Source organism: Achromobacter sp. GQ309, from assembly GCF_059759315.1.
In genome coordinates, this window is the sequence record NZ_JCAXDP010000003.1 from 108,887 (window position 1) to 132,696 (window position 23,810).

The 23,810-nt window shown below is 63.8% G+C and carries 24 protein-coding genes; 14 read left to right on the forward strand and 10 right to left on the reverse strand.

Features of this window, described 5'->3' with window-relative positions; translation table 11 throughout:
- The first annotated feature begins 32 nt into the window (after positions 1-32).
- From hemH to dnaJ, 6 genes are all read left to right on the forward strand, one after another.
- Positions 33-1,148, forward strand: a complete 1,116-nt coding sequence (hemH, locus tag AC6CIE_RS09920; protein ID WP_286938764.1) for a ferrochelatase — start codon at positions 33-35, stop codon at positions 1,146-1,148.
- On the forward strand, positions 1,138-1,374 hold the full coding sequence (locus tag AC6CIE_RS09925) for a hypothetical protein (RefSeq protein ID WP_175123163.1): 237 nt from the start codon (positions 1,138-1,140) through the stop codon (positions 1,372-1,374). Before hemH ends, AC6CIE_RS09925 begins: the two co-directional genes overlap by 11 nt.
- Positions 1,375-1,500: 126 nt before the next feature.
- Positions 1,501-2,058 carry a nucleotide exchange factor GrpE gene (gene grpE / locus AC6CIE_RS09930; protein WP_175123162.1) on the forward strand — a complete coding sequence of 186 codons (558 nt, stop codon included), beginning with the start codon at positions 1,501-1,503 and terminating at the stop codon, positions 2,056-2,058.
- 14 nt (positions 2,059-2,072) lie between these two features.
- Positions 2,073-2,477, forward strand: a complete 405-nt coding sequence (locus tag AC6CIE_RS09935; protein ID WP_175184126.1) for a thioredoxin family protein — start codon at positions 2,073-2,075, stop codon at positions 2,475-2,477.
- An 84-nt stretch (positions 2,478-2,561) separates the two neighbouring features.
- Positions 2,562-4,487 (forward strand): molecular chaperone DnaK, encoded by a 1,926-nt coding sequence (gene dnaK, locus AC6CIE_RS09940; RefSeq protein WP_175123160.1) that lies wholly within the window; start codon positions 2,562-2,564, stop codon positions 4,485-4,487.
- A gap of 109 nt (positions 4,488-4,596) precedes the next feature.
- Entirely contained in the window at positions 4,597-5,727 is a 1,131-nt protein-coding gene (dnaJ, locus tag AC6CIE_RS09945) for a molecular chaperone DnaJ (RefSeq protein ID WP_175123159.1), read from the forward strand.
- A 135-nt stretch (positions 5,728-5,862) separates the two neighbouring features.
- Here dnaJ and AC6CIE_RS09950 read toward each other — a convergent pair whose 3' ends face one another.
- The 3 genes from AC6CIE_RS09950 to AC6CIE_RS09960 form a co-directional block, all read right to left on the reverse strand.
- Positions 5,863-6,144 carry a DUF4148 domain-containing protein gene (locus AC6CIE_RS09950; RefSeq protein ID WP_313064936.1) on the reverse strand — a complete coding sequence of 94 codons (282 nt, stop codon included), beginning with the start codon at positions 6,142-6,144 and terminating at the stop codon, positions 5,863-5,865.
- A 1,108-nt stretch (positions 6,145-7,252) separates the two neighbouring features.
- A complete protein-coding gene (locus tag AC6CIE_RS09955) occupies positions 7,253-7,642 on the reverse strand; it encodes a DUF4148 domain-containing protein (protein WP_175137208.1) in 390 nt (129 codons plus the stop codon).
- 286 nt (positions 7,643-7,928) lie between these two features.
- Positions 7,929-10,676, reverse strand: coding sequence for a M16 family metallopeptidase (locus AC6CIE_RS09960; protein ID WP_367351526.1), 2,748 nt, complete (start codon positions 10,674-10,676; stop codon positions 7,929-7,931).
- Between the two features lie 132 nt (positions 10,677-10,808).
- On the opposite strand from AC6CIE_RS09960, the gene AC6CIE_RS09965 reads away from it, so the two are divergent.
- From AC6CIE_RS09965 to AC6CIE_RS09975, 3 genes are all read left to right on the forward strand, one after another.
- Entirely contained in the window at positions 10,809-11,408 is a 600-nt protein-coding gene (locus AC6CIE_RS09965) for a GNAT family N-acetyltransferase (protein ID WP_218344901.1), read from the forward strand.
- Between the two features lie 248 nt (positions 11,409-11,656).
- Positions 11,657-12,037, forward strand: a complete 381-nt coding sequence (locus AC6CIE_RS09970) for a hypothetical protein (protein WP_498092172.1) — start codon at positions 11,657-11,659, stop codon at positions 12,035-12,037.
- A gap of 101 nt (positions 12,038-12,138) precedes the next feature.
- Positions 12,139-12,696: a GNAT family N-acetyltransferase gene (locus tag AC6CIE_RS09975; protein ID WP_175123153.1), complete on the forward strand. Its 558-nt coding sequence runs from the start codon at positions 12,139-12,141 to the stop codon at positions 12,694-12,696.
- Positions 12,697-12,742: 46 nt separating this feature from the next.
- Here the strand turns inward: AC6CIE_RS09975 and AC6CIE_RS09980 are convergent, their stop codons facing one another.
- Together AC6CIE_RS09980 and AC6CIE_RS09985 are read right to left on the reverse strand one after the other, a co-directional pair.
- Complete coding sequence (locus AC6CIE_RS09980; protein WP_175184131.1) at positions 12,743-13,915, reverse strand: vWA domain-containing protein; 1,173 nt, start codon at positions 13,913-13,915, stop codon at positions 12,743-12,745.
- Between the two features lie 25 nt (positions 13,916-13,940).
- Entirely contained in the window at positions 13,941-14,822 is an 882-nt protein-coding gene (locus AC6CIE_RS09985) for an AAA family ATPase (RefSeq protein ID WP_175123151.1), read from the reverse strand.
- Positions 14,823-14,997: 175 nt separating this feature from the next.
- Here AC6CIE_RS09985 and AC6CIE_RS09990 point away from each other — a divergent pair, with 175 nt between their 5' ends.
- Both AC6CIE_RS09990 and AC6CIE_RS09995 read left to right on the forward strand, forming a co-directional pair.
- A complete protein-coding gene (locus AC6CIE_RS09990; RefSeq protein WP_056568700.1) occupies positions 14,998-15,351 on the forward strand; it encodes a c-type cytochrome in 354 nt (117 codons plus the stop codon).
- Between the two features lie 12 nt (positions 15,352-15,363).
- Positions 15,364-15,726 (forward strand): c-type cytochrome, encoded by a 363-nt coding sequence (locus AC6CIE_RS09995; protein WP_175123150.1) that lies wholly within the window; start codon positions 15,364-15,366, stop codon positions 15,724-15,726.
- A gap of 64 nt (positions 15,727-15,790) precedes the next feature.
- On the opposite strand, the gene AC6CIE_RS10000 is transcribed toward AC6CIE_RS09995, so the two are convergent.
- Positions 15,791-16,216, reverse strand: a complete 426-nt coding sequence (locus AC6CIE_RS10000) for a DUF1841 family protein (protein ID WP_056321316.1) — start codon at positions 16,214-16,216, stop codon at positions 15,791-15,793.
- 205 nt (positions 16,217-16,421) lie between these two features.
- On the opposite strand from AC6CIE_RS10000, the gene icd reads away from it, so the two are divergent.
- The 3 genes from icd (at position 16,422) to AC6CIE_RS10015 (ending at position 20,874) form a co-directional block, all read left to right on the forward strand.
- Positions 16,422-17,678 carry an NADP-dependent isocitrate dehydrogenase gene (gene icd, locus AC6CIE_RS10005; protein WP_056568692.1) on the forward strand — a complete coding sequence of 419 codons (1,257 nt, stop codon included), beginning with the start codon at positions 16,422-16,424 and terminating at the stop codon, positions 17,676-17,678.
- 155 nt (positions 17,679-17,833) lie between these two features.
- On the forward strand, positions 17,834-19,105 hold the full coding sequence (locus tag AC6CIE_RS10010) for an O-antigen ligase family protein (RefSeq protein WP_498092173.1): 1,272 nt from the start codon (positions 17,834-17,836) through the stop codon (positions 19,103-19,105).
- Positions 19,106-19,317: 212 nt separating this feature from the next.
- Entirely contained in the window at positions 19,318-20,874 is a 1,557-nt protein-coding gene (locus tag AC6CIE_RS10015) for a methyl-accepting chemotaxis protein (RefSeq protein WP_481146081.1), read from the forward strand.
- On the opposite strand, the gene AC6CIE_RS10020 is transcribed toward AC6CIE_RS10015, so the two are convergent.
- The 4 genes from AC6CIE_RS10020 to kdpE all read right to left on the reverse strand — a co-directional run bounded on the left by AC6CIE_RS10020 (position 20,837) and on the right by kdpE (position 23,806).
- On the reverse strand, positions 20,837-21,736 hold the full coding sequence (locus tag AC6CIE_RS10020) for a 4-hydroxy-tetrahydrodipicolinate synthase family protein (protein ID WP_498092174.1): 900 nt from the start codon (positions 21,734-21,736) through the stop codon (positions 20,837-20,839). The two genes, AC6CIE_RS10015 and AC6CIE_RS10020, sit on opposite strands and share 38 nt — an antisense overlap.
- Positions 21,737-21,739: 3 nt before the next feature.
- Complete coding sequence (locus AC6CIE_RS10025) at positions 21,740-22,066, reverse strand: hypothetical protein (RefSeq protein ID WP_498092175.1); 327 nt, start codon at positions 22,064-22,066, stop codon at positions 21,740-21,742.
- 139 nt (positions 22,067-22,205) lie between these two features.
- Positions 22,206-22,967, reverse strand: a complete 762-nt coding sequence (locus AC6CIE_RS10030) for a TorF family putative porin (protein ID WP_498092176.1) — start codon at positions 22,965-22,967, stop codon at positions 22,206-22,208.
- Between the two features lie 146 nt (positions 22,968-23,113).
- A complete protein-coding gene (kdpE, locus tag AC6CIE_RS10035; RefSeq protein ID WP_495602173.1) occupies positions 23,114-23,806 on the reverse strand; it encodes a two-component system response regulator KdpE in 693 nt (230 codons plus the stop codon).
- Between the last annotated feature and the right edge of the window lie 4 nt (positions 23,807-23,810).

Below are 23,810 nucleotides of genomic sequence, written 5' to 3' on the forward strand. Positions count from 1 at the left end.
TACATCCTCCTTGTGGAGGAAGGGGAGTTTTTGTGTTTCTTCGCCTGTTCAAGTATCTCTGGCCTGAGCGCTACCTTCCTGAACCCGAGCAAGAAGACCCCTTCAACGAAGATCCGCCGCCGCGCGTGCCTGGCAAGGTCGGCGTGCTGCTGGTGAACCTGGGCACGCCCGACACGCCGACGGCCAAGGACATCCGCAAGTACCTGGGCGAATTCCTGTCCGACCCCCGCGTCATCGAGATCCCGCGCTACCTCTGGAAGCCCATCCTGCACGGCATCGTGCTCGTGCGCCGCCCCAAGCGCCTCGAGCCCCGCTATGGCGGCATCTGGATGAAGGAAGGCTCGCCCCTGATGGTCTACAGCCAGCGGCAGACCGACGGCGTGCGCGCCGCCCTGCAGGCGGCCGGGGTGGATGCCGCAGTCGAACTGGGCATGCGCTATGGCAATCCCTCCATCCCCCACGCCATCTCCAACCTGCGCAAGCAGGGCTGCGAGCGCATCCTGACCGTGCCGCTGTATCCGCAGTACGCCGCCAGCACCACCGCCACCGTCGTCGACGCGGTTACCCGCTACATGGGCAAGCTGCGCGATCAGCCGGAAATGCGCTTCATCAAGCGGTTCCACGACGACCCCGCCTACCTGGACCCGCTCGCCGCGCGCATCGAACGGTACTGGAGCGAACACGGCAAGCCTCAGAAGCTGGTCATGAGCTTTCATGGCCTGCCGCGCTACTCCATCGAGCTGGGCGACCCGTATTACCGCGACTGCATGGAGACGGCCCGGCTCCTGGCCCAGCGACTTTCGCTGCCCCGCGACCAGATCGAAGTGACCTTCCAGAGCCGGTTCGGCACCGCCCGCTGGCTGGAGCCCTACACCGAACCGACCCTCAAGGCACTAGCCGCATCGGGCGTCACCGAGGTCGATGTGGTGTGCCCGGGATTTGTGGCAGACTGTCTCGAAACCCTGGAAGAAATCAGCCTGGAATGCCGCGACGCCTTTCTCGAGGCCGGTGGCAAGCAGTTCCGTTACATTCCCGCCATCAACGACGATCCGACCTGGATCGCGGGGTTGTCTGGGCTGGTGGAACGATACTTGCAGGGGTGGATTCCAGACACCACGGACTTGAAGGAGAAGGCGCATGCACCATGATCCCAAGACTGGCGAATCGGTCAAGAAGGGCAAAGTCAGCACTCCCGTCGACGAAGACCGCGTCGAACACGACCTGGACGAGGCCCTGGCCGACACCTTCCCGGCCAGCGACCCCGTCGCGATCCCTTCGGATCCGGACGCGGACGACAAGCGGGTGGACCGCGCACTGAAGGAAAGCTTCCCCGCCAGCGACCCCGTCGCTCCCGCGCAGCCAAGCAAAAAGTAGGAAACCGCCGCCAGGCGCCCGGCCGCCGCGCCGGGTCCTGGGGAATATTTCGCTTACCCGGGCTTGAATTAGGGGTATTGGCCCCCATTCATGTCTCCGAAAGCCATTCTTTTTGGAGGATTCCCCATGACGGCACCCCACGAGCCTGCTGACCAGGCGCCCGAAGTCGGCCAGAACGCCGATGCGGCACCCGCCGCCCAGGACGCCGCGCAGGCCGAGCTGAACGAGTTGCGCGCCCAGCTGGACGCCGCCCAGGCTACCGTCAACGAGCAGCACGACCAGCTTCTGCGTGTGCAAGCTGAAGCCGAGAACGTGCGCCGCCGCGCCCAGGAAGAAGTGTCCAAGGCGCGCAAGTTCGGCATCGAATCGTTCGCCGAAAGCCTGGTTCCGGTCAAGGACAGCCTGGAAGCTGCCCTGGCCCAACCCGATCAGACGGTCGAAACGCTGCGCGAAGGCGTCGAAGTCACCCTTAAGCAGTTGGCCGCCGCGTTCGAGCGCAACCTGCTCAAGGAAATCGCACCGGCGCAGGGCGACAAATTCGATCCGCACCAGCACCAGGCCATTTCGTCCATTCCGCATGAACAGCCCGCCAACACGGTGGTGCAACTGCTGCAGAAGGGCTATGTGATCGCCGACCGCACCCTGCGCCCCGCGCTCGTGGTCGTCTCGGCTGGCCAGGGCTGATCCGCGTATCCGCCATGACCGACCCGCGCTTCGACCCGGCCCAGGTATTCCAGGTGTTCGGCATGCGACATGTCGACACTGCGGGATTCGACGCGGCCGTGGTGCAAGCGCCCGGCGCCGACCTGCGCTGTGTCTTCCTGTGGGGCCAGGATTGCTACAACTGCAACCTGTTCAAGCAGGCGGCGCTGCTGCACCAGGAAACGCTGCTGGGGCTTGGCCTTACGTGGTTCGAAGCCGATGTCTACGCGGATGAACCGCTGGGCCGCCGGTTTTCGTTGCATGGCGTCCCCACTTTTGTGCTGTACCGGTCCGGCAAGCGCCTTGGGCGCATCACCGGCTGGCCCGGATTGCCCCAGTTCACTGCGGCAATCCAGCGCCTGCAGGACCCGGGCCCGGAAATTTCCAGCCCGGCGTCTTGAAAAACCCCACGGGCAGCCCCAGTTACGGGGAGACAAGCAGTTTTCCCCAAATTTTCATAGATTTAATAATCAAGGTAACCCACCATGAGCAAGATTATTGGCATTGACCTGGGAACGACCAACAGCTGCGTGGCTGTCATGGACGGCGGGCAGGTCAAGATCATCGAAAACGCGGAAGGTGCTCGCACCACTCCCTCCATCGTTGCCTACATGGATGACGGCGAGACCCTGGTCGGCGCGCCTGCCAAGCGTCAGGCCGTGACCAACCCGCGCAACACGCTGTACGCAGTGAAGCGCCTGATCGGTCGCAAGTTCGAAGAAAAAGCCGTGCAAAAGGACATCAATCTGATGCCCTACGCCATCGTCAAAGCCGACAACGGCGACGCCTGGGTTGAAGTGCGCGGCAAGAAGATGGCGCCTCCCCAAGTGTCGGCCGACGTGCTGCGCAAGATGAAGAAGACCGCCGAGGACTACCTGGGCGAAGAAGTGACCGAGGCCGTCATCACCGTGCCCGCGTACTTCAACGACAGCCAGCGCCAGGCCACCAAGGACGCCGGCCGCATCGCGGGCCTGGAAGTCAAGCGCATCATCAACGAACCCACCGCCGCGGCGCTGGCGTTCGGCCTGGACAAGACCGAAAAGGGCGACCGCAAGATCGCCGTCTATGACTTGGGCGGCGGCACGTTCGACGTGTCGATCATCGAAATCGCCGATGTGGACGGCGAAAAGCAGTTCGAAGTGCTGTCGACCAACGGCGACACCTTCCTGGGCGGCGAAGACTTCGACCAGCGCATCATCGACTACATCATTGCCGAGTTCAAGAAGGAACAAGGCGTTGACCTGTCCAAGGACGTGCTGGCGCTGCAACGCCTGAAGGAAGCCGCCGAAAAGGCCAAGATCGAACTGTCGTCCGCGCAGCAGACCGAAATCAACCTGCCGTACATCACGGCCGATGCTTCCGGTCCCAAGCACCTGAACCTGAAGATCACGCGCGCCAAGCTGGAAGCGCTGGTCGAAGAACTGATCGAACGCACGATCGAGCCCTGCCGCGTCGCCATCAAGGACGCCGGCGTCAAGGTTTCCGACATCGACGACGTGATCCTGGTCGGCGGCATGACCCGCATGCCCAAGGTCCAGGAAAAGGTGAAGGAATTCTTCGGCAAGGATCCGCGCAAGGACGTGAACCCCGACGAAGCCGTCGCCGCTGGCGCCGCCATTCAGGGCTCCGTGCTGTCGGGCGACCGCAAGGACGTGCTGCTGCTGGACGTCACGCCGCTGTCCCTGGGTATCGAAACCCTGGGTGGCGTCATGACCAAGATGATCCAGAAGAACACCACGATCCCGACCCGGTTCTCGCAGACGTTCTCGACGGCCGACGACAACCAGCCGGCCGTGACGATCAAGGTCTTCCAGGGCGAGCGCGAAATCGCCGCGGGCAACAAGGCCCTGGGCGAGTTCAACCTTGAAGGGATCCCGCCGTCGCCGCGCGGCATGCCGCAGATCGAAGTCACGTTCGACATCGACGCCAACGGCATCCTGCACGTGTCCGCCAAGGACAAGGGCACCGGCAAGGAAAACAAGATCACCATCAAGGCCAACTCGGGTCTGTCGGAAGACGAGATCCAGCGCATGGTCAAGGATGCCGAGGCCAACGCCGAGGAAGATCACCGCGTCGCCGAACTGGCTCAGTCGCGTAACCAGGCCGACGCGCTGGTGCATGCCACCCGCAAGTCGTTGACCGAGTACGGCGACAAGCTCGAAGCTGCCGAGAAGGAAAGCATCGAGGCCGCCATCAAGGACCTGGAAGAAACGCTGAAGGAAGGCGACAAGGCCGCGATCGACGCAAAGGTCGAAGCCCTGTCCACGGCTTCGCAGAAGCTGGGCGAAAAGATGTACGCCGACATGCAGGCGCAGCAAGCCGCCGGCCAGCAGCAAGCGGCCGACAACGCGAAGCCGGTGGACGACAACGTCGTTGACGCCGACTTCAAGGAAGTCAAGCGCGACCAATAATGGCCGGGCACTGACCTGCCTCTGCCGCCCGGTAGCCGGAGAAATCCGCCTACCGGGCGTACTCATTCTGTAGCACTGAAAAGAAGGCTCGGTTTCGAGCCCACGGATCATGGCAAAACGCGACTATTACGAAATCCTGGGCGTGGCAAAAAACGCCTCGGACGACGATCTCAAGAAGGCCTATCGAAAGCTGGCCATGAAATACCATCCGGACCGTAATCCGGACAGCAAAGAAGCCGAAGAGAAGTTCAAGGAAGCCAAGGAAGCCTACGAGGTCCTGGGCGATGACCAAAAGCGCGCCGCATACGACCGCTACGGTCATGCAGGCGTCGACCCCAACGCCGCTGGCATGGGCGGCGCGGGCATGGGCGGCGGTTTCGCCGACGCGTTCGGCGACATCTTCGGCGAGATCTTCGGCGGCGCCGGCGGCGGCCGTCGCGGCGGCGGACCCCAGGTCTACCGCGGCGCCGACCTCAAGTACGCGCTGGAAATCACCCTGGAACAAGCGGCAGCCGGTTTCGACACCGAAATCCGCGTCCCCAGCTGGGAAAACTGCGACACCTGCCACGGCTCCGGCGCCAAGCCCGGCACCTCGCCCAAGACCTGCCGCACCTGCGGCGGCTCGGGCGCCGTGCGTATGCAGCAAGGCTTCTTCAGCGTCCAGCAGACCTGCCCCACCTGCCACGGCAACGGCAAGGAAATCACCGACCCCTGCCAAGCCTGCGACGGCGTCGGCCGCATTCGCCGCAACAAGACCCTCCAGGTCAAGATTCCGGCCGGCATCGACGACGGCATGCGCATCCGCTCCAGCGGCAATGGCGAACCCGGCATCAACGGCGGTCCTCCCGGCGACCTGTATGTGGAAATCCACATCAAGCAGCACAAGATCTTCCAGCGCGACGGCGACGACCTGCACTGCGAACTGACCATCCCGTTCACCACGGCGGCACTGGGCGGCGAACTCCAGGTCCCCACGCTGGGCGGCAAGGCCGAGATCTCCATCCCCGAAGGCACGCAATCCGGCAAAACCTTCCGCCTGCGCGGCAAGGGCATCCGCGGCGTGCGCGGCAGCTACCCGGGCGACCTGTACTGCCACGTCGTGGTGGAAACGCCCGTGCGCCTGAGCGACGACCAAAAGAACATCCTGCGCCAATTCGAGGCTTCGCTGAACGACGGTGGCGATCGCCACTCGCCGCAAAGCAAGTCCTGGACGGACCGTGTCAAGGAATTCTTCAGCTGATCAGTCTTCAACTGATCGCGCTGCCGCTCAGCGCAAAAAGCCGCGACGAGAGTCGCGGCTTTTTTTCGTTTGGTCGCCAACAATGCTTGGCGCGTCAGGGACAGCGTTGCGGGATCACGCAGAACTGCGAGCCCCTTAGCGGGTGCTCGGCGGGTAGTCGAGTTCGCCGAACGTGTACTCGCCGTTGGCCTTGGCGCGCTCGAGCTGGACGCGCACGTCCTGCTCGGTCAGGTTGGAGGTGCTGGGCTGTGCCGCCGGATAGTCCTGCTCGCCAAACGTGTATTGGCCGCTGACCTTGGCTTCCTGCAGTTCGGCCGCCACCTGGGAACGGGACTTGGATTGTTCAACGCCAGCTGCGTGAGCGCCGGCGCCTGCCAGGGCCAGGGAAACAAACAGCGTCGTGGCCAGGATTTTCATGAGTGAGACCTCCAGATTGCTTTAAGTGAAACCGAGTCCGGCGGCCCATCGTCGTGGTCCATCTGATGATCTCGATGGCCAGATGCAGCACGCCAAATCCCGGCATGAACCCGAACGGCATGAAACCACCTTCCAAATTGGCGAGATATCGAAGGGCTTCTAAAAATTACGCATATGCGGGAATACGCAGTCCAGGAAGCCTTTGCCAGCATGCAATGCACAAGCCTGTATGCAGGTCCTATACCGAGCGCTCCACTAGGGGCGCAACGCAGCGCTGCCATAAGCTCTCCACCAACGCGCAACGCACACTTCTGCCCAGGGCTCTCCACCAACTCGCAACGCACACTTTTGCCCAGGGCTCCCCATCAGCGCGCAGCGCACCCCCGTTGACGCAACGCATCGCGTAAGCGTTGCAAGGCCGCCCGCGCGGCCGACGCAACGCGGGCCCCGCAAGATCCTCCACAGGCGAAAGCTCGTCGCCAAAACGCCAAGAAATCCGCCCGTCCCAGCGTCCGAGGCCGTTCGACAGGGCGAGCCTGGTGTGGCCGCGGCACTCGGCGCGCGGGGCGTCGATAAGCCCAACGGAATCCGAAGGAACCGCCGAAGGCGGTGACGAGGATGAGGCAGGGGAAGTCCGGAGCGAAGGCTCCGGACCGCAATCGTGGCCCCGTGCGCCGAGTGCCGTGGCCGCGCCAGGCGCTAAAGAACCCCAATGGCAGCCCAGCAAAATCCCGACGAAAAAAAGAGACCGCGACAATCGCCACGGCCTCTTCGCTACTACCACTGCAACTTCAACTGCGAACTTCAACTGCAAACTGCAACTGCGAACTGCAACTTCAACTGCGAACTGCAACTTCAACTGCGAACTGCAACTTCAACTGCAACTGCGAACTGCAACTGCAACTGCGAACTGCACTTCACCTGCTGACTTCAACTTCAACTGCTGACTTCAACTTCAACTGCTGACTTCAACTTCAACTGCTGACTTCAACTTCAACTGCTGACTTCAACGACTACTGCTACTGCTACTTCAACCGCCGCTGTACACCGAAAATACCGGCCTCAGGCCATGATGCCACCCGAGGCCGGCCGGGCTACAGCAAGCAGCTCACCGGCTGATCGGCGGGTACTCGAGCTCGCCGAACGTGTATTGACCGCTGGCCTTCGCTTGCGCCAGTTCCTGCTGAACGTCGGCACGCGACTTTGCGCTGCTCGACGCTGCGACGACCGGCGGGTACTGCAATTCGCCGAACGTGTATTGACCGCTGACCTTGGCTTGTTGCAGCTCGGCTTGCACTTCCTGCGAGCTCAGGCTGGTCTTCTGGGGCAGGGCGGGCGGATAGTCCAGCTCGCCGAACGTGTACTGGCCGCTTGCCTTCGCTGCTTGCAGTTCCGTCGCCACTTGGGCGCTGCTCTTCGCTTGCTCGACGCCGGCGGCTTGTGCGCCGAAACCGGCCAGGGCCAGGGATAGGAAAAGGGTGGTTGCTAGGGTTTTCATGGTGAGACCTCCAATTCGTCGTAAAGAGGGACCGAATCCGGCGGCACTCCGTCGTGGTTCGTTTGCTGTTCCCGATGGACTGAATTGTGCGCGCCTTCCCACCTGGGATAAACCCTTAATCCCTGAAAACATCTTTCCAAATAACCGAGTAATAGTTCGGGCTAGATGAATTAGCCCCACCAATGGAATGGTCAAGCCCAATCCCAGCATCATCAAACCGCAACAGCCCACCCACTATGCAAAAAAAACCCCTGCCGAGGCAGGGGCTTTCCCAACAGAGGGTGCATCAGGGTTTCTTGAAATCCCCCGCCAGCGCCGTGCTGAACCCGTCCGGACGCACATACTTGCGCAGCGCCGCGTTCACCGTCTCCGGCGTCAAGGCGGAAATCTTCTTGTCCATTTCTGCAGACCACGCAAACGTACGGCCGCGCTCCAGGTAATCCAGCCACGTGCTTGCCAACACGTCGTCCTGCGCCCGAGCCAGATTTCGATAGTTCAGCAGCGCCGTAATGCCCTCCGTGATTTCCTTCTCCGAGAAACCGTCCTTCAGCACGCGCGCCAGTTCCTCGTTGATCGCCTTCTCCAGCCGCTCGCGATTCTGCGGCGCGTAGATCGCGTAAATGCTCCAGCTTGCGGTCGGTTCAAACGCCGACACCGACAGCGAGCTGCGCACGTTATACGACAGGCCTTCCGTCTCGCGCACCCGGTTCCACAAGCGCGACGTTTCCGACGCACCGAACAGGTAATTGGCCAGGTACAGCGCCGGATAGTCCGCGTCCGTATCCTGCACCTTCAACGGCATGCGCGACAGATAGAACGCATTCGCCTTGTCCGGCGTGTCGATGTCGAACTGCTTGGCCGGCACGTCGCGGTACGGGTTCGGCACGCGGGTGTAGGCCGGCGCCTTCTTCCATCCGGCCAGTCCCGTGCGCAGCGACTTTTCCACCGCTGCCGGCTCGAAATCGCCCACCGCCGAGAACTCGATATCGCCAGCGCCGTAGAACTTGGCGTGGAACGTTGCCAGCGCCTCGCGGTTCAGGCCGCGCACGCTAGCCAGCGACTCTTCGAACGTCGGCACATAACGCAGATCGTCCGCAGGCCACGGATTGTCGTGGCGCGCCAGCGCGCGGCCGGCCAGCGCCGACGGTTCCGTCATCGCATTCTGGATCGAGGTTTCAAGTTGGCGTTGATATTCCTCGACCTGCTCCTTCGGGAAGCTGGCGTTGCGGATGATCTCCAGCGCCAGCGCCGTCAACTCAGGCAGATTCTCGCCCTTGGTCGACATCGCCACCTTCAGCGTCGTGCCGCCGCCGGTAAAGCCAAGTTCAGCCTGCAGTTTGTCCAGACGGTCCTGGATATCCTGGCGCGACAGCTTGTCCGTGCCGCGCAGCAGCAGGTCGGCCGCCGCGCTGGAATTGACGCGCTGGCCCAGCAGGTCCTTCTCGTTGCCGAACTGGATCAGCATCTGCGCCTGCACACGGCTGCCGCGCGTCGCCTTGGGCAGCAGCGCCAGTTTCACCGGACCATTCGGCAGATCAAGCGTCGTGCGTTGCGTCAGCTTGTCGATGTTGGCCGGCGAGGGATCGAACGCCGACGCAGCCTTGAAGTCTGGATCGCCCTTGTAGTCCTTGAACACCGCCGTGAGGTCCACGCGTTCCGTCTGCGGCGCACGCACCGGCTTCTCGGTCGGAATGTAGCGGCCCTCGATGCGGTTGCTCTGCACCAGATAGGTCGTCGCGGCCTTTTGCACCTCGGCCAGCGTTGCCTTGCGCGCGCGGTCGCGTTGCAGGAAGAACAGGCGCCAGTCGCCCGCGGCGATCGCTTCGGACAGCGCCACGCCCACCTGCTCGGGATCGCTGTACGTCTGTTCCCACGACGTCAGCCACTTGCTGCGCGCGCGGTCCAGTTCCTGCTCCGTGAAGGGCTTCTTGTCGAGCGTCTCCAGCGTGCTCGTCATCGCCTTCATGGCGGCGTCCAGATCCTTGCCCGGCGTCAGTTGCGCGGCGAACATCGCCAGTCCCGGGTCCAGGTTTTCCATCGTGAAACCGAACACGCCCGAGGCCAGCTTGGTCGGCACCAGGGCATGGTACAGGCGGCCCGAAGGAGTGTCCGCCAGGATCGTCGTCGCCAGGTCGAACGGCACGAAGTCCGCGCTGCCGCCAGCCGGGATGTGATACATCGCCGCGACCAGCGGCGTGCCGCCGGTGCGGCGCAGCGTCACCGAGCGCTCGCCGTCCTGCGTCGGTTCCACCGTGTATTCCGGCGGCAGCTTGCGGTCGGGTTTGGGCAGCTTGCCCAGCGTGGCTTCGATGTCCGCCAGCGTCGTCTGCGGGTCGAACTTGCCCGCCACGATCAGCACGGCGTTGTCCGGCTGGTAATACTCGTGATAGAAGGCGCGCAGTTGGCCGATATCCACGTTTTCGACGTCCGAACGCGCGCCGATCGTGTTCTTGCCGTAGCTGTGCCACTGGTAGGCGGCAGCCTGCATCTTCTGCATCAGGATGCGGAACGGGTTGTTCTCGCCGCTTTCCATCTCGTTGCGGACCACGGTCATTTCCGAGTCCAGGTCTTCCTTGGCGATCAGCGAATTGACCATCGCATCGGCCTGCCAGCCGAGGTACCACTTCAGCGTCTCGGGGTTGGCCGCGAAGCTCGCGAAGTAATTGGTGCGGTCGCTGGACGTCGAGCCATTGGCCTGCAATCCGCGGCGGGAGAACTCGCCCATCGCGTTGCGGGTGGTCGACGTGCCCTTGAACAGCATGTGCTCCAACAGGTGCGCCATGCCGGTCTGGCCGTAGTTTTCGTTGCGCGAGCCCACCAGGTACGTCATGTTGACCGTGGTGGACGGCTTGGATTCGTCGGGTACCAGGAGCACCCGCAGGCCATTGGCCAGTCGGTATTCGGTGATGCCTTCGATCGAGGCGGCCTCCGTGACGCCGGCCGGCAGGCTGGCGGCTCCGGCCTGAAAGGCCAGGAAGGAGGAAAACAGCAGCACGCCTAGCGGGCGCGGCAGCTTCGACAGGGACAAGCGCATGGCGGACTATTCCTTTGGCATGGCAGAATCCGTTGGAGTGTATACGTTGGCAATGGTTCAGGCGGGCGAAAAGGGCGCCTTCGCCGCCATCGCTGGACTACCATCGCTGGCCGCCATGCTGAGGAAGTTGATATGTCCCTGAACATCGAAGTCGAAACGCCCCGCCTCGTGCTGCGGCAATGGCGCGCGGCGGACCGCAAGCCTTTCGCCGCCCTGAATGCCGACCCGCAGGTGACGCAGTTCCTGTTGCCGATGACGCCCCAGGAAAGCGATGCCCTGGCCGACAGGCTGGCCGCCGGCATTGACGAGCACGGCTGGGGCTTCTGGGCCGTGGAGGCGCCGGGCGTGGCGCCCTTCATCGGCTTCGTCGGCATCAAGCCGCTGGCGCCCACGCTGCCTTTTGCGCCTGGCGTGGAGATCGGCTGGCGTCTCGCGCAACCGTTCTGGGGACGGGGCTACGCCAGCGAAGCGGCTGATGCCGCATTGCGGGTCGGCTTTGAACAGGTGGGCGCGGAAGAAATCGTTGCCTTCACGGCTACGGACAACGTGCGCTCACGCGCCGTGATGGACCGTCTGGGCATGGCCGCCGAACCCGAATGCTTTGACCATCCGGCCGTGCCGGCGGGACACCCGCTGCGTGCGCATGTGCTTTACCGGCTTGGACGTGAAGCATGGCGGCGGCGTCGGGAGGCGGGCGGCGCCAACGATGGCGCCATCTTTGCGGCGGCTTGATGCTCCGCCAAGCCGCGCCAGTGTTGATGGTGCGATGCAGCAGTTCAGTTCTCCCAGGCGATTTGAACCAATTCCGGTCGCGGGTGTAAGCTTTCAAGGACGCATTAGCTGTTGCTGACGGGATGCGCGACGGCCGTCTTACCGGCTTCCCGTCCAACGCCAGACGCTGCCTCAGCGCGGCGCCGGTGCTTGTCGTTCGCGCCTTCGCCGCCGGCATCCTGCCGGCGCATTCTTCGGAGGAACGACCCATGCTGACCGAAATCGTCACGCGTGCCTTGTCCCAACTGACCGGTAGCGCCCTCAAAGGCGACGGGATCAAAGGACAGTTTCAATACGCTTATGCCAGTGATGACGGCCAATACGTGGCCATACTTACCCATGACATGACCACCTATGTGGTGGACCTGAGTACGCAGCGGTATTTCGCGGAGTGCGGTGGATCGCCTCGCGGATTTGCCGGCCATGTGCTTGAAATGGAGGGCGCCAGCGCGCGCTCCCATCCGTGGCCCGCCGCGCAAGATTTGTTCGACCTGGACATGGACGCCGACGAATTGTCGTGGCGGCAATGCCCCGGTTTGCGCCACATGAGTACAAGCGCGCATCGATCTGTGGAGAGCCGCGCCGCCTGAGAGTGGCCAGAAGCGGCAACGTTTCACTGAACCGGCGTCATCGCCGGTTTTTTTTCGTCCGCTTGATACCGGCAGGCGGCGCCATCGCTAAAATTCCCGCCATGAAAACGCCCGCCGAATTCCGCGCCCCGCAGGGCGCCACGCTGGTTGACTGCACGCACGAGCGCCACGCCGACCAGATCCTGGCCATCTTCAATGACGCCATTGCGACATCCACTGCGCTGTACGACTACAAGCCGCGGCCGCGCGAAGCGATGGACGGATGGTTCAAGACCAAGCAGCAAGGCGGCTTCCCCGTCGTGGGGCTTGAGAATGCGGACGGCGAGTTGATGGCGTTTGCCAGCTACGGCACGTTCCGCGCGTTTCCCGCCTTCAAGTATTCGGTTGAGCATTCCGTGTACGTGGACGGGCGCTTTCGTGGCCGCGGTCTGGGCGAAGCCATGATGGCCATCCTGATCGAGCGAGCGCGCGCCAATGGCGTGCACGTGCTGGTCGGTGGCATCGACGCCTCGAACCAGGGCAGCATCCGCCTGCATGAAAAGCTGGGGTTCGTACATGCCGGCACGATCCGCCAGGCCGGCTTCAAGTTTGGACGCTGGCTCGATCTGGCGTTCTATCAGTTGACGCTGGACACGCCCGACAACCCCGTCGACGGCTGACAGCGCCAACCGCGGCGGCAGCATCGCCGCCGCGACGGCGCAACTCCTACTTCGACAGCACCCGCATCGCCTGCTCCAGGCCCGCAACGGTCACGGGATACATGCGGTCCTGCATGATGTCGCGCATCAGCGCAATGGATTGGCGGTACTGCCAGGACGCCGTGGGCTCGGGATTCAGCCAGACCGACTTGGGCCACGCGTCCAGCAGCCGGCGCATCCATTCGGCGCCCGGTTCCTTGTTGTAGTGCTCGACCGAACCCCCCGGCTGCAGAATTTCGTATGGGCTCATCGTGGCGTCGCCCACGATGATCAGGCGCCAGTCCGGGTTGTACTTGCGCAGCACGTCCCAGGTGTCGAAGCGCTCGTTCTGGCGGCGGCGGTTGCTTTGCCACAGGCTTTCGTACGGGCAGTTGTGGAAGTAATAGACCTCAAGGTTGCGGAACTCGCTGCGTGCCGCCGAGAACAGTTCCTCGACCCGGCCGATGTGGTCGTCCATGCTGCCGCCCACGTCCAGCAGCATCAGCACCTTCACCGTGTTGTGGCGCTCCGGGATCATGCGCAGGTCCAGATGCCCTGCGTTGCGCGCCGTGCTGGCGATGGTGTCGTCCAGGTCCAGTTCCAGTTCGGCGCCCTGGCGCGCGAAGCGGCGCAGGCGGCGCAGCGCCACCTTGAAATTGCGCGTGCCCAGTTCGACCTGGTCGTCGTAGTCCTTGAACTGGCGCATGTCCCAGACCTTGACCGCCGTGCGGTTGCCGGCCGATGCGCCGCCCACGCGGATGCCTTCGGGGTGATAGCCGCCGTTGCCGAACGGCGAGGTGCCGCCCGTTCCGATCCACTTGCTGCCGCCGGCGTGGCGTTCCTTCTGCTCGTCCAGGCGCTCCTTGAAGAGCTCCATCAGCTTGTCCCAGCCGTGCTTTTCGATGGCGGCCTTTTCTTCGGGCGACAGGCTTTTCTCGAACTGCTTGATCAGCCAGTCGAGCGGGATGTCCTTGCCCGCGGGCAGCGCGGCTTCGATGCCGCGGTAATACGCGCCGAAGGCCTTGTCGTAGCGGTCGTAGAGGGACTCGTCCTTGACCAGCGTGGCGCGCGCCAGGAAGTAGAACTCGTCCAGCGTGGGCGACATCAGGTCCTGGCGCAGCGCGTCCACCAGCGTCAGGTATTCGTTGACCGAGACGGGCAGCTTGTGCGCCCGGAGGTGATAGAAGAAGTCGATCAGCATGTGCGGGCCGCCCGTGGATGCCGGATCAGCGGCGTTGGCCGCCGCGCGTCATGGCCGCCAGGCGTTCGAGCAGATGCACGTCCTGCTCGTTCTTGAGCAGCGCGCCGGCCATCAGCGGCACGGCGGTGGCCGTGTGGGCGTCGATCTGCGCGGCCGTGACGTCTTCGGCCAGCAAGAGGCGCAGCCAATCCAGGAGTTCGGACGTGGACGGCTTTTTCTTCAGCCCGGGCGCATCGCGCAGCGAGAAGAACGTGTCCAGCGCGGCGCGCAGCACGTCCTGCTTCAGGTCCGGATAGTGGACGGCCACGATGTCGCGCATCGTCTCGCGGTCCGGGAAGCGGATGTAGTGAAAGAAGCAGCGGCGCAGGAATGCGTCAGGCAGGTCCTTTTCGTTGTTGGACGTGATGATGACGAGCGGACGGTGGCGCGCGGCGATGGTCTCGCGCGTTTCGTACACATGGAATTCCATGCGGTCCAGCTCGCGCAGAAGATCATTGGGGAACTCGATGTCGGCCTTGTCGATCTCGTCGATCAGCAGCACCACCGGCTCGTGCGACTGGAACGCCTGCCACAGCGTGCCCTGCACGATGTAGTTGCGGATGTCGCGGACTTTTTCGTCACCCAACTGCGAATCGCGCAGGCGCGACACGGCGTCGTATTCGTACAGACCCTGATGCGCCTTGGTGGTGGACTTGATGTGCCATTGCAGCAGCGGCCGGCCCAGCGCGCGGGCCACTTCCTCGGCCAGCATCGTCTTGCCGGTGCCGGGTTCGCCCTTGATGAGCAGCGGGCGCTGCAAGGTAAGGGCGGCGTTCACGGCGAGCTTGAGGTCATCGGTGGCGACGTAGCTGTCGGTGCCATCGAAGCGGACTGGCTTGGCGGATGAGGCGGTCTGGGCTGCGGACATGGTCTGATGGCTTCTGTGGTTTGATTGGGATCAACACTAACGCAAGGTATTAATCCTGAGCAATTATCGTACAATCAGGCGGTTTTGCTTTGGGTTCCACCCGCAACGTGTTTGCAGAGGGCCTTTTCGTGTGAGCAGGCCCTAGTCCTTAGCCATACCAAGAAGAGTCATTCCAATGAAGTTGCGAACCTCTCTGAAGTACACGGTTTCCGTGTTGGCCACGATGGCATCCTGTGCGATCGCCGGCCAGGCTGTTGCTGCAGACGCAGCGCCGGTCGGTAATGTCCAGAATGCCCGCGACAAGGTTTCGATGTGCATCGGTTGCCATGGCATCCCTGGCTACAAGGCATCGTTTCCCGAGCTTTACCACGTTCCGATGATTGCTGGCCAAAATGCCAAGTACATCGAAACCGCCCTCAACGAGTACAAGAAAGGCGCGCGCAGCCATCCCACGATGGACGCCGTTGCCGGCAGCCTGTCCGATCAGGACATTGCCGACTTGGCCGCGTACTACTCGAATCTCAAATAAGGGGGCAAAATCATGAACCGCACCATGCTTGCCCTTGCGGGCGCGACCCTGGCCATCTGGGGCTCTGCCGCCCAGGCGCAGGATCTGGCGGCCGGCAAGGCCGTCTTCGAGAAATTCAACTGCGCGTCGTGCCACGGCGCCGACGCCAAGACGGCGGTGGATCCGGCCTATCCGACGCTGGCCGGGCAGCACGCCGACTACCTGGCGCATGCGCTGAAGGCCTACAAGCGGGGCGCCTCCGGCAGCGCCGCCACGGCCAACGTGCGCAAGAACCCCATCATGGGCGCCTTCGCCACGCAGTTGTCCGACCAGGACATCTCCAACGTGTCGGCGTGGCTGGCCACGCTGCCCAGCGATCTGGGCGTGCGCCGCTAGGACGCAACGATTTCCGGCCGATGTGAATGAAAAACCCTCGCTAGCGAGGGTTTTTTTCGTTGGGTCAGAGGCTGGCGCGGCGGCGGATCAAGTCGATGTAGGTGTCGCTGTCCAGCGGCGTGCCCAGGCGCTGCGCTTCCCAGACCACCTGGCCCAGGCATTCCATGATTTCGTGCGCGGCGTGATGCGCGTCCGAGCGTGCGGTGAGCTGCTGGTAGGCCTGGCGAATGCCCGGCGGATGGTCGATTGACAATTGTTCCGCGATGGCCAGGTGCATGGACAGGTGCAGGAACGGATTCGTGCGGCCTTTTTCCACCGCGTATTCCGCCGTCATGGCGTCCGGGCTTTCGAGGTCCGCGTGGTATTCGGGATGCTCGATGATCCAGTCCAGCGCAATCGCCTCCAGCGGGGTCAGGACCTCGTTGGCGCGATGTTTGCGCCAGGTTTCAATAAAGAATTCGCGGACTTGGTCGCGGGAGGGATTGAACATTCGGGAGGGGGCCAAAAGCAGGATGTGGTCGCTTTATTTTACCGCCCCGCGCGGACCGCCGGTTTCGCCCGGCGCTTTGCGATATAGAATGGGTTGCTATCCGCCATCCGGTGTGCGGTTCGCAGGAGGCGGTATAACCCGCGGAATCGGACGCTGTCCGATCCTGGCGCGTGCAAGAAAACCACCCGGAGCAAATGGAGCATTCATGTCCTACCAACATATCAAGGTTCCCGCCGGCGGCCAGAAAATTGCGGTCAACGCCGATTTCTCGCTGAATGTGCCTGACCAGCCCATCATCCCCTTCATCGAAGGCGACGGCACGGGCGCCGACATCACCCCCGTCATGATCAAGGTCGTCGACGCGGCGGTGCAGAAGGCCTACGGCGGCAAGCGCAAGATCCATTGGATGGAAGTCTATGCCGGCGAAAAGGCCACCAAGGTCTACGGTCCTGACGTGTGGCTGCCCGACGAAACCCTGGAAGTCGTCAAAGACTACGTGGTTTCCATCAAGGGCCCGCTGACCACCCCGGTCGGCGGCGGCATCCGGTCGCTGAACGTGGCGCTGCGTCAGCAGCTTGACCTGTACGTCTGCCTGCGCCCCGTGGCGTACTTCAAGGGCGTGCCGTCCCCGGTGCGCGAACCCGAAAAGACCAACATGGTGATCTTCCGCGAGAACTCGGAAGACATCTACGCCGGCATTGAATACATGGCCGAAAGCGAGCAGGCCAAGGAGCTGATCCAGTTCCTGCAGACCAAGCTCGGCGTCAAGAAGATCCGTTTCCCGAACACCTCGTCCATCGGCATCAAGCCCGTGTCGCGCGAAGGCACCGAGCGCCTGGTGCGCAAGGCCGCGCAGTACGTCATCGACAACGACCGCACGTCGCTGACGCTGGTGCACAAGGGCAACATCATGAAGTTCACCGAAGGCGGCTTCCGCGATTGGGGCTATGAGCTCCTGCAGAAGGAATTCGGCGCGCAGCTGATCGACGGCGGTCCGTGGTGCAAGTTCAAGAATCCCAAGACCGGCCGCGAGATCATCGTCAAGGATGTGATCGCCGATGCGTTCCTGCAGCAGATCCTGCTGCGTCCGGCCGAATACGACGTCATCGCCACGCTGAACCTGAACGGCGACTACATCTCCGACGCGCTGGCCGCGCAGGTGGGCGGCATCGGTATCGCGCCGGGCGCCAACATGTCCGACTCGGTAGCCATGTTTGAAGCCACCCACGGCACGGCGCCCAAGTACGCGGGCAAGGACTACGTGAATCCCGGTTCCGAGATCCTGTCGGCGGAAATGATGCTGCGTCACATGGGCTGGACCGAAGCCGCGGATCTCATCATTTCCAGCATGGAAAAGTCGATCCAGTCCAAGAAGGTCACGTACGACTTTGCCCGTCTGCTGGAAGGGGCGACGCAGGTGTCGTGCTCGGGCTTTGGCCAGGTGATGATCGAGAACATGTAAGCCTCGGCCGGGGCTCCTCGCCGGGCTGCCGCTGTGCGCTTGGGGCTCCATCTCGATTTTGAGCAAAACCCGCCCGCCGTCATGGCGGGCGGGTTTTGTCTAACCACCCGCATCATGCGTATTGCGTGTGCATTGTTCTTTTCAGGTTGATTGTTGTGCCCCGAATGTATGTAAATCTGGTCGCCTGGCTGGTGTTGCTCATGCCCGCCCTGGCGCTGACCAGTCCCGTTGGCGGTCCCGCCGTGCTGTACCTGAGTGCATTGATCGCGCTGACGGCCATTGCCGTCAATGCGGTGAAGCGCTACGAGCCCATGGATTTCCGGGCGCTTTGGCCCATGGCGTTGGCGCTGCTGTCCCCGCTCGTCTGTATGCTGATCACGTCTTCCGTGAAAAGCGTGTGGAGCAATTCCGAACTCGAAAAGCTGCTGCGCTTTGCATTGGCCCTGCCCGTGTTGTGGCTGCTGCTGCGCGCTCCGCAGCGGCTGCTGCGCCATATCGAATGGACCGTATTGGCCGGCGCGCTTGCCGGCTCCATCCTGCTGATCACGATGATGCTTACGGGCGGCCGCGGCGCGGTGGTCGAGGTTGGCGGACGCTATAACGCCGTGGCCTTTGCGAACATGGTGCTGCTGTTCGGGGGAATGACCTTGCTGTCGCTCGGCTGGGGCCCCGGATCGCGCTGGCCGCGACTGGAGACCGGCCTGAAGGTCCTCGCCGCGGCGCTGGCCGTGTGCGCGACCTGGATGTCCGAAACCCGCAGCAGCTGGATGCTGCTGCCCATTCTGGGACTCGTCTTCCTGCTGGGCCTGCGCAACTGGCGGCGGCGCCACAAGGTGTACTGTGCACTGGCCGTGAGCGTGGCGCTGGTCGTCAGCGCGGCGGCCATCTGGACGTTCAGCAGCCGCATGCAGGAGATCACCCACGACGTGCAAGGGTTCGCCACCTCGGCCAACCGTGACACGTCCTTCGGCATCCGGTTGCAACTGTGGCATGCCGCAATCCTGATGTTTGAAAAAAGCCCGGTCGTGGGCATTGGTCCCAGCAAGTTCCGCGACGAGCTGCGTGTGCTGCAAGGGCAGGGCATTGTGACGCAGGAAGTCGTCGACGGTTTCGGCGAGCCGCACAACGACCTGCTGGCGGCGCTGGCGGGGTACGGCGTGCTCGGCCTGCTGAGCATGCTGACGCTGTATCTGCTGCCGGCAGCCATTTTCTTCCGGCGTTTGGCCAGTGATGACCGCGTGGTCCGCGTGGGCGCCCAGATGGGCCTTCTGTTCTGCCTGAGCTATTGCGCCTTCAGCCTGACCGAGATGATGTTCCGCAACATGCGCAGCGTGCCCACTTACGCGCTGATCACGGTGACGCTGATTGCGCTGACGACGGCGCGTCCGGCGCGCAAGATCCCGCCGGCGTCCCAGTCCGTGGCTTGAATTCGCGCGGGCCAGTCCCGCAACCGGCTTCCATAAGAAACGCAAGGCGCGACACGCCTTGCGTTTTTTTTATCGGATTTGAGCTAGATCAAAGTGACTAGTCAAATCGAATTCAAACGAAGTTTGAAAGAGTATGCTCGACGGCCAAATTACATAAAACGTCACATCCAGCTAGATATTGTTTCTAATTGGTGGCGTGTCAAAGAGAGTCGATGAGTACTTCCAGCTTGCGTAGGGAACTGTTGTGGTTCGTGTTTGCCATTGGCGCCGCCGTCCTGGCGCTGGGGGTGTGGGACGCCTGGCAGCGCCGTGCCGAGATGGTGGACGACCGCAAGACGGAGCTTCGCCATGTCCTGGATATGGCCGCGGGCATCGTCCGCGGCGGCAAGCAGCGCGTGCAGGAAGGTGTGCCGCTGGCCGACGCCAAGCGCGACGTGGCCCGCCAACTGTCGCAATTGCGGTACGGCGGGGACGGTTATGTGGGCGCGTTTGGCGACGACTACGATCTGCTGGTGCATCCCGACGCGAAGCTGGTGGGCACCAACGTGCGCGCCACGCGCGACAGCCAGGGGCAGCCGTTGTTTGAAAACCTTTACGCGCAGGGCAAGGCGGGCGGTGGCTATGTGCGCTACCTGTTTCCGCGCCCCGGTTCCGAGGACCCGTTGCCCAAGCTGACCTACGCGGCCTATGACGCGGAATGGGGCTGGCTGATGTTCACGGGCCTGTACGTGGACGACGTCGATGCAGCGTTCTACGGCACGCTGTGGCGGCAGGGCAGCGTGACGCTGGTGCTGCTTGCGCTGGTGCTGACGGCGGCGCTGCGCTTTTTCAGCACACACATCCTGCGGCCGTTGAACGAGGCAGTGGCCGTGTGCGAGCGCGTGGCCAATGGCGACCTGTCCAGCGGCATCTCGCGTCATCACCGGGGCGAGATCGGCCGCCTGTTCGACGCAATGGCGCGAATGCAACAGCGGCTGGACGCGGCGGTGCGCAGCATCGTGCATTCCACGGCGTCCATTGCGGCCGCATCGCGCCAGATTGCCGCGGGCAGTGTCGACCTGTCCGACCGCACCGAAAAGCAGGCCGCCGCGTTGGAACAGACCGCGGCCAGCGTGGAGGAAATCACCGCCACTGCCCGCCAAAGCGCCGAGCACGTGCGTGAGGTCAGCGCGCTGGCCGGCGAAGCCGCACGGCTGGCGCGGCAGGGCAGCGACGAGACGCAGCATGCGATCGACGCGATGCGCGAGATCTCGCAAAGTTCGCAGCGCATCGACGAGATCATCGGCCTGATCGACGTGATCGCGTTCCAGACCAACATCCTGGCATTGAACGCCGCCGTCGAAGCCGCACGGGCGGGCGAACAGGGGCGCGGTTTTGCCGTGGTGGCCGGCGAAGTACGGGCGCTGGCGCAGCGGTCCGCCACCGCCGCCAAGGAAATCAAGTCGCTGATCGAAGCGTCGGCCGACTCGGTGGCGCGCGGCAGCCAGCGGGTGGAACAGGCGAGCGCCACGATGGGAAGCGTGCTGGAATCGGCAGCCACCAGCGCGCCGCTGATGAGCGAGATCGCCACGGCGTCCGGCGAACAGAGCGCGGGCATCGAGCAGATCAACCAGACCGTGACGCATCTGGACGAGGCGACCCAGCAGAACGCCGCGCTGGTTGAGGAGTTTGCGGCGTCTGCCGCCGCGCTGCACGGTCAGGCGGGCGATCTGGCCCGCGCCGTGTCGATCTTCAGGCTGTCTGCAGCCGCTCAGCCGATGCCGGGATAAGGCTCATGGCCCGCCGCAGTTTCGCGCCCAGGTCGCGGCTGGCGGGCATCATCGGCATGCGCAGCTCGTCGGCGATGAGGCCCTGCATGGCCAGCGCGCGCTTGACCGGCGCGGGATTGGGCTCGCTGAACAGCAACCGGATCAGGGGACGCAATGGGTCGAAGCAGTCGCGCGCGGCCTCGACGTGGCCGGCGTGTGCAAGCTGCATCATCTCGACGAAGCGCTCCGGAAACAGGTGCGCGGCAGCCGGAATCGCGCCGCGCCCGCCCGCCAGGAAGTGATCCAGCAAGGCCAGGTCCTCGCCGCAAAGGGCATTGAGGCGGCCCCGCGCATTCATGGCGCCCAGCACGGCGGGATTGCATTCCTTGACCGCCCCGAAATTGGGCAGCGCCGCCAGCGCTTCCATGGTTTCGACCGTCATGGCGACACCTGCGCGCTTGGGGATGTTGTACAGGATGATGGGCCGCTCGGTGGCCCACGCGATCTGCCGGTAATGCCACAGGATGCCGGCCTGGGATGGCCCCAGATAGTACGGCGGGGGAACCAGGTAGCCGGCGGGTGCGTAGCGGTCCAGTCGTCGCACCGCGGCGGCCACGCCCCGCGTATCGACGCCGCCCACGCCCAGCACCAGCGGCAGCGCATGCGCGTCGCTGGCGATGGCTTCGATCATGTCGGTCTTCTCGGGCATGCTGAGCAGGTTGCCCTCGCCGGTGGAGCCGAAGAGGACCAGGCCGGCGATGCCGGCGTTGCGGTAGTAGCGGGCCAGCGCCTGCGCGGCGTCCAGGTCCACGTGGCCGCCGCGCATGGGCGTCACCATCGGCAGCCACAGGCCTTCGAATGCGGGTTTGGCAAGGGTGTCCATGGCTCATCGCTCCGTGAGGGCGGCGGCCGGGCGCGCCGGACCGAATTCAGCGCAGGGCAGGCCGCGCATGATCGCGGCCATCATGGCGTCCAGTTCGCCGCGTTCGCATTGCAGTTCGAGGGTGCTTTGGGCGTGCGCATGGTCGACCGACAGCAGGTAGACTCCGATGCGATCGCCCAGTGCGCGGTGCAAGGCCAGCCGCACGTTCAAGGCGTCCAGCGTATCGATGCGCACGGTCAGCGCAATCAGGCTGCATTGCGGCGGCGGCGCGGGCTGGGCAGCCAGGGCGGCGTCGAGGGGGGCCGGGCGGCGGTGCGATCGGGGAATCATGGCGGTGTGGGGGCGGGGCCGAAGACGGCGACCCGCGAATCCGGTGGTTGACGACGATTCCACTATAGGAATGCCGCCGTAAATCCTGCCGATAAATGCGGGGGCGCAGTATAAAAACGGCGTCAACGGCCGCGGCGTTTCAGAACGTCTTGGTCACCGACAGGAGGCCCGTGGCGCGGCCCATGTCACGGCCGCGCGTGTTGGTGTAGACGGCGCGGTCGGCGTTGGTGTCCAGATAGGCCAGCGAGACCGACAGCCCCTGCCCGAGGTCCTTGGTCACGCCCAGCTTCCAATCCGTGTAGGAGCCGTTATCCACATTGCGCACGATCTGGCGGCCCGCATGAACGTTGATGACGAGCCCCCAGACGCCGGTATCGAAGTTGCCCGACAGGTCAAAGTATTGGCTGTACTTGCTGTCGGCAAAGCCGAACAGGTTGGTCAGCGCAAGTGAGTACTTGAACATCACCGGGCCGTAGCCGATGCCGGCGTAGAGTTCGGTGGTGTCGGGGCTGGTGTAGCCGGACGGATAGTCGCCCGGGTAGTAGTACTGCAGCACGCCCAGGTCGACGGGCACGTTGTCCGTGAGGTTGCCCTGGTAGCCGCCGTAGAAGTCCATCTCGACGGGCGCGGACACGTCGCTGTTGCTGTCGTTCAGCCAGCTGATGCTGGAGTTCCAGTTGCCCAGGTAGAAGCCGCTGGCGTGCGTGAGGTCGAAGCCGCCCTGGATGGCGGGCTGGTTGTTGGTCTGCATGAGGCCGCGATAGCGGTACTGGCTGGCGAGCGTGACATTGGCCGTCAGCGAGTACGGCGATGCGGCATCGGCGGCGCTGGGGGCGTCGGCGGCCTGTGCCACGGGAATGAGGGAAAGCAGCGCCAGTGCTGCGAGGGTGGTGCGGGGCATGTGGAGCCTCCTGGTGTTGAGCGGACCGCAACAATAGGAGGATCGGCATAAAGCGCGAGACAAGACTCGCGCCCTGCGCGTAAAGCGCGTATCAAAAAGCGGGTTTTGAAATGGCGTCTATCGAAGCCGGCGTTGAATGCGTCTGCTCAGCCCGCGAAGCGATAACCTACCCCGATCTCCGTCAGCAGGAACACCGGTTGCGCCGGGTCGGCTTCGAGCTTCTGGCGCAGATGACCCATGTAGATCCGCAGGTAGTGATTGCTTTCGACATGGGACGGCCCCCATACCTGCCGCAACAGCTCGCGGTGCGTCATGACCTTGCCGCGATGAGCCAGCAGCGCGGCGAGCAGGCGGTACTCCATGGCGGTCAGGTGCACGTGCTGGCCGGCGCGTTCGACCACGCGCCGCGAGAAGTCCACGCGCACGTCGCCAAACACGATCTCAGCCGCATTGCCCGCGCCGCCGCGGCCATGCCGGCGCAGCAGCACGCGCAGGCGCGCCAGCAGTTCGCTCACGCCGAAAGGCTTGGCCAGATAATCGTCGGCGCCCGCGTCCAGCGCCGCCACCTTGTCGGCCTCGGCGCTGCGTGCGGACAGCACCAGCACCGGCACCTCGGTCCAGCTGCGCAGCTCGCGGATCAGGGTCATGCCGTCGTCGTCGGGCAGGCCAAGGTCGAGCACGATCGCGTCCGGCTGGCGGGTGCCGGCTTCGATCAGGCCGCGCTTGACCGTGTCGGCCTCGTGCACCACGCAGCCTTCGCTTTCCAGCGCCTGGCGGACGAACCGCCGGATGTTGGCGTCGTCTTCGATGATGAGGACTACGGGCTGAAAATCGAACATGTCG

Coding starts and splice junctions, on each gene's coding strand:
- AC6CIE_RS09925 (WP_175123163.1), top strand. CDS start 1,138: ATGCACCATGATCCCAAGACTGGCGAATCGGTCAAGAAGGGCAAAGTC.
- grpE (WP_175123162.1), top strand. CDS start 1,501: ATGACGGCACCCCACGAGCCTGCTGACCAGGCGCCCGAAGTCGGCCAG.
- AC6CIE_RS09935 (WP_175184126.1), top strand. CDS start 2,073: ATGACCGACCCGCGCTTCGACCCGGCCCAGGTATTCCAGGTGTTCGGC.
- dnaK (WP_175123160.1), top strand. CDS start 2,562: ATGAGCAAGATTATTGGCATTGACCTGGGAACGACCAACAGCTGCGTG.
- dnaJ (WP_175123159.1), top strand. CDS start 4,597: ATGGCAAAACGCGACTATTACGAAATCCTGGGCGTGGCAAAAAACGCC.
- AC6CIE_RS09950 (WP_313064936.1), bottom strand. CDS start 6,144: ATGAAAATCCTGGCCACGACGCTGTTTGTTTCCCTGGCCCTGGCAGGC.
- AC6CIE_RS09955 (WP_175137208.1), bottom strand. CDS start 7,642: ATGAAAACCCTAGCAACCACCCTTTTCCTATCCCTGGCCCTGGCCGGT.
- AC6CIE_RS09960 (WP_367351526.1), bottom strand. CDS start 10,676: ATGCGCTTGTCCCTGTCGAAGCTGCCGCGCCCGCTAGGCGTGCTGCTG.
- AC6CIE_RS09965 (WP_218344901.1), top strand. CDS start 10,809: ATGTCCCTGAACATCGAAGTCGAAACGCCCCGCCTCGTGCTGCGGCAA.
- AC6CIE_RS09970 (WP_498092172.1), top strand. CDS start 11,657: ATGCTGACCGAAATCGTCACGCGTGCCTTGTCCCAACTGACCGGTAGC.
- AC6CIE_RS09975 (WP_175123153.1), top strand. CDS start 12,139: ATGAAAACGCCCGCCGAATTCCGCGCCCCGCAGGGCGCCACGCTGGTT.
- AC6CIE_RS09980 (WP_175184131.1), bottom strand. CDS start 13,915: ATGCTGATCGACTTCTTCTATCACCTCCGGGCGCACAAGCTGCCCGTC.
- AC6CIE_RS09985 (WP_175123151.1), bottom strand. CDS start 14,822: ATGTCCGCAGCCCAGACCGCCTCATCCGCCAAGCCAGTCCGCTTCGAT.
- AC6CIE_RS09990 (WP_056568700.1), top strand. CDS start 14,998: ATGAAGTTGCGAACCTCTCTGAAGTACACGGTTTCCGTGTTGGCCACG.
- AC6CIE_RS09995 (WP_175123150.1), top strand. CDS start 15,364: ATGAACCGCACCATGCTTGCCCTTGCGGGCGCGACCCTGGCCATCTGG.
- AC6CIE_RS10000 (WP_056321316.1), bottom strand. CDS start 16,216: ATGTTCAATCCCTCCCGCGACCAAGTCCGCGAATTCTTTATTGAAACC.
- icd (WP_056568692.1), top strand. CDS start 16,422: ATGTCCTACCAACATATCAAGGTTCCCGCCGGCGGCCAGAAAATTGCG.
- AC6CIE_RS10015 (WP_481146081.1), top strand. CDS start 19,318: ATGAGTACTTCCAGCTTGCGTAGGGAACTGTTGTGGTTCGTGTTTGCC.
- AC6CIE_RS10020 (WP_498092174.1), bottom strand. CDS start 21,736: ATGGACACCCTTGCCAAACCCGCATTCGAAGGCCTGTGGCTGCCGATG.
- AC6CIE_RS10025 (WP_498092175.1), bottom strand. CDS start 22,066: ATGATTCCCCGATCGCACCGCCGCCCGGCCCCCCTCGACGCCGCCCTG.
- AC6CIE_RS10030 (WP_498092176.1), bottom strand. CDS start 22,967: ATGCCCCGCACCACCCTCGCAGCACTGGCGCTGCTTTCCCTCATTCCC.
- kdpE (WP_495602173.1), bottom strand. CDS start 23,806: ATGTTCGATTTTCAGCCCGTAGTCCTCATCATCGAAGACGACGCCAAC.